At 69.9% G+C, this 13808-nt stretch carries 14 protein-coding genes; 4 read left to right on the forward strand and 10 right to left on the reverse strand.

The window, feature by feature from the left end:
- On the forward strand, positions 1–776 hold a 776-nt coding region (locus tag ACTHJJ_RS13885), incomplete at its 5' end, for a hypothetical protein (RefSeq protein ID WP_440303529.1).
- A 62-nt stretch (positions 777–838) separates the two neighbouring features.
- Here ACTHJJ_RS13885 and ACTHJJ_RS13890 read toward each other — a convergent pair.
- The 3 genes from ACTHJJ_RS13890 to ACTHJJ_RS13900 form a co-directional block, all read right to left on the reverse strand.
- Complete coding sequence (locus ACTHJJ_RS13890; protein WP_440303530.1) at positions 839–1300, reverse strand: SufE family protein; 462 nt, start codon at positions 1298–1300, stop codon at positions 839–841.
- A gap of 5 nt (positions 1301–1305) precedes the next feature.
- Positions 1306–2184, reverse strand: a complete 879-nt coding sequence (locus ACTHJJ_RS13895; protein WP_440303531.1) for a sulfurtransferase — start codon at positions 2182–2184, stop codon at positions 1306–1308.
- Between the two features lie 131 nt (positions 2185–2315).
- A complete protein-coding gene (locus tag ACTHJJ_RS13900; protein ID WP_440303532.1) occupies positions 2316–2699 on the reverse strand; it encodes a MerR family transcriptional regulator in 384 nt (127 codons plus the stop codon).
- A gap of 55 nt (positions 2700–2754) precedes the next feature.
- Between ACTHJJ_RS13900 and ACTHJJ_RS13905 the strand changes: the two genes are divergently transcribed.
- From ACTHJJ_RS13905 to ACTHJJ_RS13915, 3 genes are all read left to right on the forward strand, one after another.
- Complete coding sequence (locus ACTHJJ_RS13905; RefSeq protein WP_440303533.1) at positions 2755–3942, forward strand: acyl-CoA dehydrogenase family protein; 1188 nt, start codon at positions 2755–2757, stop codon at positions 3940–3942.
- Positions 3943–3957: 15 nt separating this feature from the next.
- Positions 3958–5574, forward strand: a complete 1617-nt coding sequence (locus ACTHJJ_RS13910; RefSeq protein WP_440303534.1) for an acyl-CoA carboxylase subunit beta — start codon at positions 3958–3960, stop codon at positions 5572–5574.
- Positions 5575–5859: 285 nt separating this feature from the next.
- Positions 5860–7008 carry a hypothetical protein gene (locus ACTHJJ_RS13915; protein ID WP_440303535.1) on the forward strand — a complete coding sequence of 383 codons (1149 nt, stop codon included), beginning with the start codon at positions 5860–5862 and terminating at the stop codon, positions 7006–7008.
- On the opposite strand, the gene ACTHJJ_RS13920 is transcribed toward ACTHJJ_RS13915, so the two are convergent.
- From ACTHJJ_RS13920 to ACTHJJ_RS13950, 7 genes are all read right to left on the reverse strand, one after another.
- Positions 6999–7655 (reverse strand): Maf family protein, encoded by a 657-nt coding sequence (locus ACTHJJ_RS13920; RefSeq protein WP_440303536.1) that lies wholly within the window; start codon positions 7653–7655, stop codon positions 6999–7001. The two genes, ACTHJJ_RS13915 and ACTHJJ_RS13920, sit on opposite strands and share 10 nt — an antisense overlap.
- 37 nt (positions 7656–7692) lie before the next feature.
- Positions 7693–9438, reverse strand: coding sequence for a DUF885 domain-containing protein (locus tag ACTHJJ_RS13925; RefSeq protein ID WP_440303537.1), 1746 nt, complete (start codon positions 9436–9438; stop codon positions 7693–7695).
- Between the two features lie 71 nt (positions 9439–9509).
- Positions 9510–10058 (reverse strand): hypothetical protein, encoded by a 549-nt coding sequence (locus ACTHJJ_RS13930; protein ID WP_440303538.1) that lies wholly within the window; start codon positions 10056–10058, stop codon positions 9510–9512.
- Between the two features lie 160 nt (positions 10059–10218).
- On the reverse strand, positions 10219–10560 hold the full coding sequence (locus ACTHJJ_RS13935; RefSeq protein ID WP_440303539.1) for a hypothetical protein: 342 nt from the start codon (positions 10558–10560) through the stop codon (positions 10219–10221).
- Positions 10561–10928: 368 nt separating this feature from the next.
- Positions 10929–12419 (reverse strand): protein kinase domain-containing protein, encoded by a 1491-nt coding sequence (locus ACTHJJ_RS13940; protein WP_440303540.1) that lies wholly within the window; start codon positions 12417–12419, stop codon positions 10929–10931.
- 82 nt (positions 12420–12501) lie between these two features.
- Positions 12502–12717 carry an acyl-CoA carboxylase subunit epsilon gene (locus tag ACTHJJ_RS13945; protein ID WP_440303541.1) on the reverse strand — a complete coding sequence of 72 codons (216 nt, stop codon included), beginning with the start codon at positions 12715–12717 and terminating at the stop codon, positions 12502–12504.
- Positions 12714–13808: acyl-CoA carboxylase subunit beta (locus ACTHJJ_RS13950; RefSeq protein WP_440303542.1), on the reverse strand; the 1095-nt coding region annotated here is incomplete at its 5' end. The genes ACTHJJ_RS13945 and ACTHJJ_RS13950, both read right to left, overlap by 4 nt.

The raw sequence follows: 13808 nt of genomic DNA on the forward strand, positions 1-13808 counted from the left end.
AGATGGATCTGCTCTCGCCACAGGGCAGGGTGATCAAGCACCTGGGCGTCAGCGGCTCGTATGCCGTCTCCCCGGACGGCGCCAGAGTCGTGGCGCGGGATGGTCGGGGCCGCACGACAACGGTCTACTCGGTGGACGGGACGGTTCTGGGGCAGCGGACCGACAACCGGAGGCCCGCGGCCGTCGTCGGGGACTACGCCTACCTCAACTCGAACGGGGAGACCACGTCCCTTGAGTGGAACTACGTGACGGGGGCGACGCGGGAGCTGCCGGCCGGTGTCGTGGCCGTGTCCGCCGACCGCACCCGTGCTGCCCTGCAATGGATAGCCGCCTCGGCTGATCCCATGGGGGACTTCTGCTGGGCGGTCATCGACCTGACGAGGCCCGACTTCCACACCTTGATCGAGCGCTGTGGCCCGAAGGGCAACCCGGAGTGGTTCGAGCCCATGACGTTCTCCAGCGACGGCGCCTACCTGCTCGGGACGAACTACCTCGACGGAGGGGACTGGTTCAGCCTGGGCATCGTCCGGGCGACGGACGGCGCCATGGTGCTCGGCGGTTCCGGGAGCCACCTGGTCGCCGGCTGGACCTGGCGCCTCGACGGAGACGCACTCGTCATCTCTCGGAACCCGACGGCGCCCAAGGCAGAGCAGAACAGCCTGCAAAGGTGCTCGCTCGACCTCAAGTGCGTGCAGCTGGCGCCACCCCTGCCGGTCGGAGGGGGCGCCGAGGTCCCCGCGCCTCGGTACGTCGTCCCCCGGAGCATCCCGCGTTAGGCCTTCCCACGTCCCACCCTGTGGCGCCGCCTCGAGTTGAGGCGGCGCCATACGGAAGGCGATCAGGCGGCGGTGGCGGTCTTGGCGCGGACCTGGCGCTTGATCCGGGCCAGCATCGCGACCATCCCACGGATCCGGAGGGGCGAGACCGCCTCGGCGAGGCCGAAGCGCATCGGGGCGTCATCGGGCACATCGAGTACCTCGGCCGCGGACAGGCCGTCCAGCCCTTCGTGGAGGATGCCGGCGAAGCCCCGGGTCGTCGGTGCCTCCGGGGGAGCGTCGAAGAACAGGTGGACGGGGCGGTCCTCGAGGCGGTCGCCCTCGCCGACCTCGACCGTGAGGAAGAGCGGGGACTGGCACTCGTCGACCCGCTCGAGCTGGTCGAGCCGTCCCGCGTAACGCTCCGGCAGCGGGGGCAGCTCCTCGCTGAACTCGAGGAGCAGGTCGAGCTTCATCGGGTTGCTCGCCGACGAGAAGTCGTCGGCGATCTCGGCCAGGGCTGCGGGCAGGGGAGCGTTGGCCACGCCACTCACCGCTCGATCGGGACCCGGACCGAGTTGCCCCACTCGGTCCACGAGCCGTCGTAGTTGCGGACCTTGTCGAAGCCGAGCAGCTGCGTCAGCACGAACCACGTGTGCGAAGAGCGCTCACCGATCCGGCAGTAGGCGATGACGTTGTCCTCGGGGGACAGGCCCTGCTCCTGGAGGTAGATCGCCTCGAGCTCCTCACGCGACTTGAAGGTCCCGTCCTCGTTGGCGGCCCGGGCCCACGGCACGGACTTCGCGCCGGGAATGTGCCCGCCGCGCATCGCCCCCTCCTGCGGGTAGTCCGGCATGTGGAGCAGTTCGCCGGAGAACTCGCCGGGGGACCGGACGTCGACGAGCGGCTTGCCGAGGTGCTCGAGAACGTCCTCCTTGAAGGCGCGGATCGGGGCGTCCTCCCGCTGGACGACGGGGTAGTCGACCGGGGCCGGGGTGGGCACCTCCTTGGTCAGCTCGCGGCCCTCCTCGATCCACTTGGCGCGGCCTCCGTCAAGGAGCCGCACGTCCTCGTGCCCGAAGAGGCTGAACACCCAGAGGGCGTAGGCGGCCCACCAGTTGGACTTGTCGCCGTAGAGCACGATCGTCGTGTCGCGGCCGATCCCGCGGGAGCCCATCACCTCGGCGAAGCGCTCGCCGTCGACGTAGTCACGGGTCACCGGGTCGTTGAGGTCGAGATGCCAGTCGATCTTCTGGGCGCCGGGGATGTGGCCGGTGGCGTAGAGCAGCACGTCCTCGTCCGACTCGAGCAGCGCGATGCCGCCCGGCCCGCCGACCCGGTCGGCCTCGATCTGCTCCGCGAGCCAGTCGGTCGTGACGAGGCGCTCCGGGTGAGTGTAGGCCGCGATCTTCGAGTTGTCGGTGGACATGGCACCTCTTCTTCGTTCTCCGGGGGTGCGCCAGACGCCGTCAGGCGCCCTCGCACTGGACGTGCAGCAACACCTCATCGTCCCACGCGAGCCGGCTGAGCGGCATACCGCCCCATAACGCGCGGTTGTCCTCAGCCCAACTTCTCGAGGTCCTCGCGGCAGCGGCGCTCGAACTGTTCGAGCTCACCCAGTGCGTCCTGGGCGTCACGCAGTCGCTGCTCCAGGTCCGCGCGGCGCTCGTCGAGCTGGCCGAGGACGTACTCGAGCTGGGCCCGGCGGCCCCGCGGTGCGTCGAAGAGGTCCACGATGGTGCGGATCTCGTCGAGGGGGAAGCCGAGCCGCTTGCCGCGGAGGATGAGGTTCAGGCGGGTCCGGTCGCGACGGTGGTAGATGCGTCTCGTGCCCTGCCGCTCGGGGGAGATGAGCCCGAGGTCCTCGTAGTGGCGAACCGTCCGGTGGGTGACGCCGAACTCGTCGGCGATCTCCGCGATGGTCCACGTGGGGCCACTTGTCATGGGTTCGATCGTCCTTTACGTTTACGTAAAGGTCAAGATCTGATCGAGGAGTGGCATGTTCGAGCTGAGCCAGGAGCACGAGGACTTCCGCAAGGTCGTCCGGGACTTCGCCGAGAAGGAGGTGGCCCCCCACATCTCGGCCTGGGACCGTGACGCGCACTTCCCCACTGACCTGGTGCCCAAGATGGGCGAGCTCGGGCTGTTCGGCCTCGTCGTGCCAGAGGAGTACGGCGGCAGCGCGGGCGAGGGGCAGGGCGACTTCACCAGCCTCTGCGTCGCGATCGAGGAGCTCGGCCGGGTCGACCAGTCGGTCGGCATCACGCTCTCGGCGGGGGTGGGCCTCGGCGTCAACCCGATCCTCACCTACGGCAGCGACGAGCAGAAGGCGCGCTACCTGCCCGACCTCGTGGCCGGGCGCGCCCTCGCAGGCTTCGGCCTCACCGAGCCGCAGGCCGGGTCGGACGCCGGCGCGACGCGGACGCGGGCCGTGCGCGACGGCGACGAGTGGGTGCTCAACGGTGCGAAGGCCTTCATCACCAACTCCGGCACTGACATCACCTCGGTCGTCACCGTAACCGCACGGACCGGCACGAACGAGGACGGATCCGCCCAGGTCTCGGCGGTCATGGTTCCGTCGGGCACGCCGGGTTTCACCGTCGAGCCCGCCTATCACAAGCTCGGCTGGCACGTGTCGGACACGCACGGCCTGACGTTCGAGGACTGCCGGGTGCCGGTCACGAACCTCCTCGGTGAGGAGGGTGACGGCTTCAAGCAGTTCCTCAAGACCCTCGACGACGGCCGCATCGCGATTTCGGCGCTCGCGGTCGGCTGCGCCCGGGCCTGCCTCGAGATGGCGACCGACTACGCCGGATCGCGGATCGCGTTCGGGCGCCCGATCGGGGTCAACCAGGGCATCTCCTTCCAGATCGCCGACCTCGCCGTCATGGTCGAGGCCGCGCGGCTGCTGACCTACAAGGCCGCGTGGCTCAAGGACGAGCTGCACGAGGGCCGCCGCACTGTGCGCGAGGTCAAGCACGCCGCCGCGATCGCGAAGCTCCACTCGACCGAGGCCGCGGTCACTGCGACGCGCATCGCGACGCAGGTCTTCGGCGGCAACGGCTTCATGGAGGAGTACCCGGTCGCCCGCTTCTACCGCGACGCGAAGATCCTCGAGATCGGCGAGGGCACCTCCGAGGTCCAGCGCATGCTCATCGCCCGCGGGCTGGGCCTGCCGCAGGCGTGAGAGAGAGGATCAGGTATGCCGCCCACTGACGTCCCGACGCAGGCTCCCTCCCAGCTCGGTCCGTTCGCCGCGGACTCCCGCGGCGACGACCCGCGGATCGCCGACGTCCGCTCGCGCCTCAACGATGCCTGGGCGGCCTCGGAGCGGCCACCGGAGAAGGCCAAGGCGAAGCTCGACGCGCAGGGCAAGATCTACGTCCGCGACCGGATCGCGATGCTCTTCGACGAGGGGTCCTTCGTCGAGGACGGCCGATTCGCCAACTCGCTCGCGAGCGGGCTGCCCGCCGACGGTGTCGTGACCGGGCGGGGGACGGTCGACGGCCGGCCGGCGATCGTCATCGCGAACGACCCGACGGTCAAGGCCGGCTCGTGGGGCTCGCGGACAGTAGAGAAGATCGTGCGGGCCACCGAGATGGCGCTGCGCGAGGAGCTGCCCGTCTTCTGGTTCGTCGACTCCGCCGGCGCGCGGATCACCGACCAGGTCGAGATGTTCCCCGGTCGGCGGGGTGCGGGGCGGATCTTCCACAACCAGGTGGCGCTGTCGGGCAAGGTGCCGCAGATCTGCTGCCTCTTCGGCCCGTCGGCGGCCGGCGGTGCCTACATCCCGAGCTTCTGCGACGTCATCGTCATGGTCGACGGCAACGCGTCGATGTACCTCGGCAGCCCTCGGATGGCCGAGATGGTCGTGGGGGAGAAGGTGAGCCTCGAGGAGATGGGCGGCGCGCGCATGCACTGCTCCGTCTCGGGGGTCGGCGACCTGCTCGCGGCCGACGACACCGAGGCGATCGAGCTGGCCAAGCTCTACTTCTCCTACGTGCCCGGCAACTGGCGGGAGCGGCCGCCCGTCTACGACGCGGAGGAGCCGCTCGAGCCGCTGACCAAGCACACGGTGCCGGAGCGGGAGTCGGTGCCCTTCGACGTCCACACCGTCATCGACGGCCTCGTCGACGAGGACTCGTTCTTCGAGCTCAAGCCGCTCTGGGCCGGGGAGCTCGTCATCGGGTTCGGCCGGCTCGGCGGGGAGTCAATCGGCATCGTCGCCAACAACTCAATGGTCAAGGGCGGGGTGCTGTTCACCGACAGCGCCGACAAGGCCGCCCGCTTCATCTGGCTGTGCGACGCCTTCAACATCCCGCTCGTCTACCTCGCCGATGTCCCGGGCTTCATGATCGGATCCGAGGTCGAGCGGGGGGGCATCATCCGGCACGGCGCCAAGATGGTCTCGGCCGTCGCGTCGGCGACCGTCCCGCAGTTCTGCGTCGTCGTCCGCAAGGCCTACGGGGCGGGGCTCTACGCGATGGGCGGGCCGGGCTTCGGCCCCGACGCGACGATCGCACTGCCCACAGCGCGGATCGCAGTCATGGGGCCGGAGGCCGCCGTCAACGCGGTCTACGCGAACAAGATCGCCGAGGTCGAGGCCTCGCAGGGCGCCGCGGCACGCGACGGCTATGTCGCGGAGCGCCGGGCCGAGTACGAGCAGGACGTCGACATCGAGCGGCTCGCCGCCGACCTCGTCCTCGACTCGATCATCGAGGCCGACGAGCTGCGGGCGGACCTGTTGCGCCGCCTCGCGTACGCCGCCCACCGCGACCGCCACTTCAGCCTGAAGCGGCGCTCCGTCCCGCCGGTCTGACGCCCGCGCCCCGTCGCGAACACCGCGATCGGGGTCGAGCCGGCCGGTCTCCCGTCCAGTTCGAGCCCGAACGGTCCGTTCGAGGTCGAACGTGGGTACTCGTAGGCTTGGGTCGCCACCGCGCCATCGGCGGGTCTCGGTGGCTCCTACCAGCACGTAGCCAAGGGGTCAGCCATTCTCGCCACGATCGAGTCCACGGAACGGGCCAGCCGGGTCCGCCTGCCGTTCTACCGTCGCTTCGAAGTCTGGTTCCCCTTCACGGTCTACCTCGTCTCGCGCATCTTCGTGCTCGTCGCCGGGATCGTGCTGTCGAAGAACCAGATGGCGCTGCCGATCGGGCTCGAGCGGATCCGGATCACCTATCCGGTGCCGGCCGATCCCGGCTACCTCGGCGTCATGACGAACTGGGACGGCCAGTGGTACCGCGTCATCGCGGAGCACGGCTACCCGACCGTCCTGCCCCGCACCGGGACGGGGTCCGTGGACATGAACCCCTGGGCCTTCTTCCCGGCCTTCCCCCTGGCGGTCGGCGCGATCATGTGGCTGACCGGCCTGCCCTTCATGATCGTCGGACCGGTCCTGTCGACGCTCATCGGCTTCGCCGCGATCCACCTCCTCTTCCGCTTCATCGACCGGGCCGTGGGGCGGTGGGAGGCGATCGTCGCAGTCGTCGCGGTCTGCTTCTACGTCGCCTCGCCGATCTTCTCGGCCTCCTACACGGAGTCGACCGCCCTGCTCGTCGTCGTCGTGTGCCTCATGCTGCTGCGGGCGCGGCGCTACGGGTGGCTCGTCCTCGCGCTCCTCGTGCTCGCTCTGTCCCGCAACGTCGTCATCGCCATGGCGCCGGTCATCGTCGCCCACGCGGTCGTCCGGTGGCGGCAGGGCGACGAGGGCCCGAAGCCGGTGCGGTTCCGGGTCGGGATGGGCACCCTGGCGCTCTACGCTGGGATGCTGACCTGGCTCTGGCCCTCGATCGCGTCCATCGTGACCCAGACGCCGAACGCCTACACCCAGACGATGCTCGCCTGGAGGATCAAGACGAGCCTCAAGCTCTACCAGTGGTGGGACCTGCTCTACGGCTACGCCGGCATCCTCGGACAGGTCGGGGGCATCGTCATCGTCGCGCTCTACGCATGGTGGATGCTCTCGCAGCACTCGTGGCGCTGGGGGCCGGAGCTGTGGGGCTGGGCCGGTGCCTACCCCGCCTACCTGCTCATCGTGACGAACACGACGCCGAGCCGGGTCCGCTACGCGATGCTCGCCTTCACGATGACCCTCATCATCGCGTCCTTCCTCAACCTGCGGCCGTGGCGGCGCTACCGCTACTGGCTGCTCGGGCTCGTCGTCATCGCCGGTGCCGCGCAGATGTGGTGGTACACCGCCAACTACATCGTCGTCGACACCCTGAACGAGATCCCGATGCTCTACCCCTGAGCCACGTCGAACCAGCCGATGCCGGCGTCGTCCAGCAGCTCGCGCAGGAGCGGCAGGGAGAGGCCGACGACGTTGTGGTGGTCCCCTTCGATCCGGGTGACGAACGCGCCGCCGAGGCCGTCGATCGTGAACGCGCCCGCGACCCGCAGCGGCTCACCCGTCGCGACGTAGGCCTCGATCTCCTCGTCGGTCAGGGATGCGAAGTGCACCGCCGTGGAGGCCGTCGCCCCGATCGTCGCGCCCTCGCCGTCGTCTCGGTCGTCGATGAGCCAGTGGCCGGTGTGGAGCACGCCGCTCCGGCCGCGCATCCGCTTCCAGCGGGCCACCGCCTCGGCGGCATCGGCCGGCTTGCCGTGCACCTCCCCGTCGAGCTCGAGCACGGAGTCGCAGCCGAGCACCACGCCCGATACCTCGTTCGCCGTCGTGACGGTCTCGCACTTCGCCCGGGCCAGGAGCAGGGCGATGTCCTCGGGCGCGAGGGTGCCGTAGCGGTCGGCGGCCTCGGCGACGACCGCGTCCTCGTCCACGTGGCTCACGACGACCGTCGGCTCGATGCCGGCCGCGCGCAGCGTCGCGAGCCGCGCGGGGGACGCAGACGCCAGCACGAGCGGCACGGCAGGGGCGAGCGGGGGCGGGGTGAGCGGCATACCGAGGACTGTATAGCCGTCCGCACGGCCGTCTCGGTCAGAGGTCGCCGAGCACCGCCTCCCGCAGGGTGTCGAGGCCGACGCCGCCGATATCAAGCGCCCGCCGGTGGAACGCCTTGAGGTCGAAGGCGTCGCCCTCGCGGTCCCTCACCTCGTCGCGGAGGGCCAGCCAGAGCCGCTCCCCGATCTTGTAGGCCGGTGCCTGCCCGGGCCAGCCGAGGTAGCGGTTGAGCTCGAAGCGCAGGACCTTCTCGTCCATGAAGCCGTAGCGGGTCAGGTAGGTCCACGCCTTGTCGTAGGTCCACTCACCGCCGCCGACCTCCTCGGGCGCGTCGAAGCCGCAGTGCACGCCGATGTCGATGACGACGCGGGCCGCACGCAGCGACTGACCGGCGAGCCAGCCCATCCGGTTGCCCGGATCGTCCATGTAGCCCAGCTCAGCCATGAGCCGCTCGGCGTAGAGTGCCCAGCCCTCACCGTGACCGGACGTCCAGGACTTCAGTCGACGCCACTTGTTGAGCAGCTCGGAGCGGTAGACCGTCTGCGCGACCTGCAGGTGGTGGCCCGGCACCCCTTCGTGGTACACGGTCGACAGCTCATTCCAGGTGCGGAACTCGGTGTTGCCCTTCGGCACGCTCCACCACATCCGCCCGGGGCGGCTGAAGTCGTCCGAGGGCCCCGTGTAGTAGATGCCACCCGTCTGGGTCGGGGCGATCATGCACTCGATGCGCTGCACCGGTCCGGGGATGTCGAAGTGGACGTCCTTGAGGTTGCCGATGACCTCGTCGGCCCGCTCCTGCATCCAGGCCTTGAGGGCGTCGGTGCCGTGCAGGTGGTAGCGCTCGTCGGCGTCGAGGATCACCACGCCGCGCTCGACGCTCGCGCCGGCCTCCAGGCCCTCGGCGATCGCCTGCATCTGCGCGTGGATGTCCGCCACCTGCTCCTGGCCCCAGCGGTAGGTCTCCTCGAGATCGACGGCGGCGCCGAGGAAGTAGCGCGACTCGAGGGCGTACCGCTCCCGCCCGCACGCGTCGGCCTCCGGGGCATGCGGAAGCAGCTCGCGCTCGAGCCAGTCCGCGATGTCGCCGTATGCCGCGGACGCCGCCTGTGCGGCCTCGGCCAGCCGGGCCTTCGCCGCACCGTCCAGTGGCGCGTCACCCGCCTTCGCGTCGGTGACGAGCTTGGCGAAGTAGCCGTCATCAGTCGTGAGGTCGCGCGACTGCTTCGCCGACTCGACCACCTGGCGCCTCGGGGCGACGAGGCCGCGCTCGCGGGCGGCGAGGAGCGACTGCTTGTAGCCCTCCAGGGCGGCCGGGATCTTCGCCATCCGGGTCGCGAAGACCCGCCAGTCGTCCTCGCTCTCCTGGGGCATCAGGTCGAAGACGTCGCGCACGTCCTGCAGGGGCGAGGCGATGACGTTGAGGGACATCTCGTCGAGGCCGGCGGCATACCGCTCCTCGGCAAGGCCGAGACGCTCTGTCATCGCAGCGATCGTCACCTTGTCGACGTCGTCGACGGGAACTGCCTCGCGCAGCCCCTCGAGCGCCCGACGTCGCACCTCGCTCTTCGCGGCGTTGCCGGCAGGGGAGAGGTCGTCGAGGTCCTCGTCGCGCCCTGGGACGCCCAGGTAGGTGGCGTCGATCGGGGACAGCTCGACGATCGCGTCGAAGTGTCGCTCGGCGATCCGGTCGACCTCGGTCCGGGGGCGACCGCTCTGGGTTGAAGTGGTGGTGTCATTCACGTCGCCGAACCTACCAATGGCATTCCCCGCGGTGCGCGACATCGGGCGAGCGACGGGCAGGGCTGAGTCTGCGCGTCCGCGCTCGGTGCGCTGCTGTTGCCGAGCCCCCGGCCTCAGTAGACCAAGGCGTACTTGAAGTACTGGTCGGCGTTCGAGGCGACCGGAGCCGTGACGGACGACTTGTAGATCGTCTGGGTCGTGCAAGGAGCCACCACACGGTACTTGTGCACCGTGAACTGCCGCGCCGACTTGTACTGCTGCATCCGCATCGTCTGCCCGCGGTCGACGTTCAGCGTGTAGGTGAACGACTGGGTGCCGGAGTAGCTCGCCCCGACGGTGATCCCGAGGGAGCTGCTGGCCTTCGCGAACACGACACCTGCCTCAGCCGACACCGAAGCCGTCATGGAGGCGGACACCGTCCAGCTCCGGCCCTTGGTGATGGAGACCGAGCCCGGGCCCGTGATGTAGGAGCTGCTGAGGTTCGTCGCCTTCCAGACCGACGAGGCGCCGGAGATCGAGTGGTAGGTGTTCCCCGCTTCCGTGCATGCTGCGTGGGCCGGACCGGCGGTCAGGACGAGCGAGGCGGTCGTCGCGCTGAGGGCGACGGCCGTGCTGGAGGCAAGGGCGAGGGCCGTGCTTGAGGCGAGGAGGCGACGTTTCATGAGTGCTCCGATCGTGATGCGGCAGGCTTGGGCGACGCGAATCAGTAGCGCCTCGGATCGTCGGCCCAGCCGTGACGAACCGGTGCTTGCGGTCAATATGGCAGGGCGGCACGCACGAAACGTCGGAGTTTACGGAAGCCTTAAGCGTCTTGCTGAACAATCAAGAACTCTTGACCTGCCATTGGATTTGGTTGCCAGCTGCGTTCGCGTAGGTGATCCGGGCCGGGACGGCCTCCTTCACGTCGTCAAACACGACCCAGCTGGTGACACAGTCGCCCGGCTCGACGAGCTGGCCCTGGATGGGCGCTCCCGGCTCCGCGGTCTCCTCCCAGTCGTAGCCCACCGCGGGGTAGCTCGTCGGACCTGCGACGAGATGCCAGGACTCGAGGGTGAAGGCGACGGGTGCGTCACCATGGGCCGCAACGCACGCCTCGAGGTGTGCCCCCGTGCGTTGGGGGGCGCCGCCCCGGTGGGGCATGGGTCCCCGGGCGATCTGATCCACCCTGAGCCTGACCGGCCCGAGGTCGACTCCCGCACCGAGGTCGAGAGGGCTGGTGCCGGCAGTTTGCATCGGGCCGGGCGATGCAGACGCGAGCACGGCGAGCCCCGTTGAGGTCTCGCCCGTCGTCGGTGGCATGGCCCCCGAGCAGCCTGACAGTGCAGCGGCGGTCAGGAGGGCCCCAACGAGGCACGCCGAGCGTTGGGCCCTGCGGCCAGGGGAGGGACGGTGGGGCCGGTCCGTCAACCGCCATCGGTTAGCGGATCGGCCACTCCTGGCAGCGCTGCGGTCGGTCACCGACCGAACGTATCCCATGCCACCGCCGGAGGCCGGCCCCGACGCGGTCGGCCTCCGGCCACGCAGCCCGTGGGTCAGTGCCGCTTGTCCTTGCCCTTGCCGTTGCCCTTGCCGTTGTTGCCGTTCCCGTTGTTGCCGTCGCCGTTGTTGGTGTCGGCGTTGCTGGCACTGCTGTCCGGGCCGCGGCTGACAATGAGCATCACCGGGTCGCCGGCCTTGACAGTCGTGCCGGCGGACGGAGTGGCGTCGATGACCTGGTTGCGCGGGGCGTCCGAGGCGACCATCCGCCACTGGTAGCTCAGCCCGGCCTTCTTCACAGCTGCCACGGCGCTGTCGAGGTCGGAGCCGACGAGGCCATCGGGGACCACGCCGGCCCGCGCGTTCCCGTTTGTCGTTGCCGTGCTCGTCGGGGACGGCGCGGAGGAAGTGGAGGTCGACGGGGTGTTGGAGGGCCGCCCCGCCGTCGACGGGCTCTGGTCGTTGCCGCCGAGCAGGGAGGTGCCGACTGCGCCGAGCGCGACGAGGAGGGCGGTGGCGACCGCGGCGATCACCCATCGGCGCCGCTTGGGACCAGCCTTCGCTCGATGGTCGGGAGTGTGATCTCGATCGTTGGAAGCGTGCTCCCGATCGTGGAGGAGGGCGGTGGAGGGGAGGGCCTGGGTCGCCGGGCCCCCTGCCGCCATCGGGGTGGTCATGGCCTGGGTGGCCAGGTCGTCGGTCGCCACCGGGATCGGCTGCGTCTTGCGGAGGCGGAGCGCCTCGGCCATCGCCTCGGCGCTCGGGTAGCGCTCCTCGGGCGAGATCCGGGTCGCCCGGGCCACGGCGTCGTCGAGGAAGTGCGGCAGATCGGGCACGAGGGTGCTCGGTGCCGGCACGTCCTCGGACAGGTGGCGCATCGCGACGACGACCGGGGTCTCGCCGGAGAACGGGACCTGGCCGGTCAGCATCTCGTAGAGCACGATGCCGAGCGAGTAGACGTCGGATGCCGGGCCCGCCGACCCACCCCGCGCAACCTCTGGCGGCAGGTAGGCCGCCGTGCCCAGGATGGTGCCGGTGTCGGTCAGCGGGGAGGACCCGAGCGCCTTGGAGATCCCGAAGTCGGTCACCTTGACGGTGCCGTCGCGGGCGACCATGACGTTGCCCGGCTTGACGTCCCGGTGCACGATGCCTGCGCGGTGGGCGGCCGCGAGTGCGTCACAGACCTCGGAGGCGATGCGGACCGCCTCGCCCGGGGACAGTGGGCCATGCTCGCGGAGCAGTCGTCCGAGGCTCTGCCCATCGATGTACTCCATGACGATGAAGTGCCGGTCGCCCTCGACCCCGTAGTCGTACACCCGGGCGATGTTCGGGTGGCTCAGGCCCGCGGCGGCCAACGCCTCCCGGCGGAACCGCTCGACGGACTCCGGCGAGTCGGTCAGGGCGTGGGCGAGGACCTTGACGGCGACCTCTCGTCCCAGGCGCTCGTCGGTGGCGAGGTGCACCACGCCCATGCCGCCCGCGGCGATGAGCTGGCGCAGGACGTAGCGGCCGGCGAGGCGGCTGGGGGCGATGTGATCAACAGACACGGGGCACCACCATAGGTGACTGGCCCGTGAGACGCCGCCTCCGCGGCATACCGTGGACGGGTCGTCGCGACCCGAACGGGACTCAGCGAGGCAGGCTGCTCGCCCGCCACCCACCCGTTGCGGCCCCCGGGCCGCCGAGGTGCCAACCGGGGTCGGACCACGCGGATCGGCGTGTCGGGCGCTCGTCGACCCCGCCGCCGACGGCGGACAGGACCACGACCAGCGCTGCGAGGTCCTCGGCGTTCGGGTTGCCCGACTCGATGCGGATGACCGGGGCAGTGGGGGCGTCGGCGCTCATAGCGGGATGTTCCCATGCTTCTTCGGCGGCAGGCTCTCGCGCTTGTTCCGGAGGGCCCGGAGGGCGCGCGTGACGTTCATCCGCGTGTTCGACGGGGAGATGACCGTGTCGATGTAGCCGCGTTCGGCCGCGATGTAGGGGTTGGCGAGGGTCTCCTCGTAGTGCGAGATGAGCTCCTGCCGGCGGGCGTCCACGTCGCCGCCGTCCTGGGCGACGGCGGCCAGTTCCTTGCGGTAGAGGATGTTGACCGCGCCCTGGGCGCCCATGACCGCGATCTGACCGGTGGGCCACGAGAGGTTGATGTCGGCGCCGAGGTGCTTGCTGCCCATGACGTCGTAGGCCCCGCCGTAGGCCTTCCGGGTGATGATCGTGATCTTCGGGACCGTCGCCTCCGCGTAGGCGTAGATGAGCTTGGCCCCACGCCGGATGATGCCGTCCCACTCCTGCGTCGTGCCGGGCAGGAAGCCCGGGACGTCGACGAAGGTGATGACCGGGACGTTGAAGCAGTCGCAGGTGCGCACGAACCGGGCCGCCTTCTCCGAGGCGTCGATGTCGAGGGTGCCGGCGAACTGGAGCGGCTGGTTCGCGACGATGCCAACGGACATGCCGTCGATACGGGCGAAGCCGGTGACGATGTTGGGGGCGAACAGCGGCTGCACCTCGAGGAACTCACCGTCGTCGACGACGTGCCGGATGACCTCGTGCATGTCGTAGGGCACGTTCGGCGAGTCGGGGATGCAGGTGTCGAGCCAGCGGTCCTCGTCGGTGACCGTGAGGTCCGCCTCGCCCTCGTTCCACGCCGGCGGGGTCTCCATGTTGTTGCTCGGCAGGTAGGACAGGAGAGCCTTGACGTACTCGATCGCGTCCTCCTCGTCGGAGCCCATGTAGTGGGCGACGCCCGACTTGGTGTTGTGCGTCTTGGCGCCGCCGAGCTCCTCGAAGCCGACGTCCTCGCCCGTCACGGTCTTGATGACGTCGGGACCGGTGATGAACATGTGCGAGGTCTGGTCGACCATCACGGTGAAGTCGGTGATGGCGGGGGAGTAGACCGCGCCGCCCGCGCAGGGGCCCATGATCAGGCTGATCTGGGG

The sequence above is a fragment of the Intrasporangium sp. genome, assembly GCF_051961875.1.
GTDB lineage: Bacteria > Actinomycetota > Actinomycetes > Actinomycetales > Dermatophilaceae > Intrasporangium_A.

Coding starts and splice junctions, on each gene's coding strand:
- ACTHJJ_RS13900 (WP_440303532.1), bottom strand. CDS start 2,699: ATGACAAGTGGCCCCACGTGGACCATCGCGGAGATCGCCGACGAGTTC.
- ACTHJJ_RS13910 (WP_440303534.1), top strand. CDS start 3,958: ATGCCGCCCACTGACGTCCCGACGCAGGCTCCCTCCCAGCTCGGTCCG.
- ACTHJJ_RS13945 (WP_440303541.1), bottom strand. CDS start 12,717: ATGAGCGCCGACGCCCCCACTGCCCCGGTCATCCGCATCGAGTCGGGC.
- ACTHJJ_RS13895 (WP_440303531.1), bottom strand. CDS start 2,184: ATGTCCACCGACAACTCGAAGATCGCGGCCTACACTCACCCGGAGCGC.
- ACTHJJ_RS13920 (WP_440303536.1), bottom strand. CDS start 7,655: ATGCCGCTCACCCCGCCCCCGCTCGCCCCTGCCGTGCCGCTCGTGCTG.
- ACTHJJ_RS13905 (WP_440303533.1), top strand. CDS start 2,755: ATGTTCGAGCTGAGCCAGGAGCACGAGGACTTCCGCAAGGTCGTCCGG.
- ACTHJJ_RS13925 (WP_440303537.1), bottom strand. CDS start 9,438: ATGTCGCGCACCGCGGGGAATGCCATTGGTAGGTTCGGCGACGTGAAT.
- ACTHJJ_RS13930 (WP_440303538.1), bottom strand. CDS start 10,058: ATGAAACGTCGCCTCCTCGCCTCAAGCACGGCCCTCGCCCTTGCCTCC.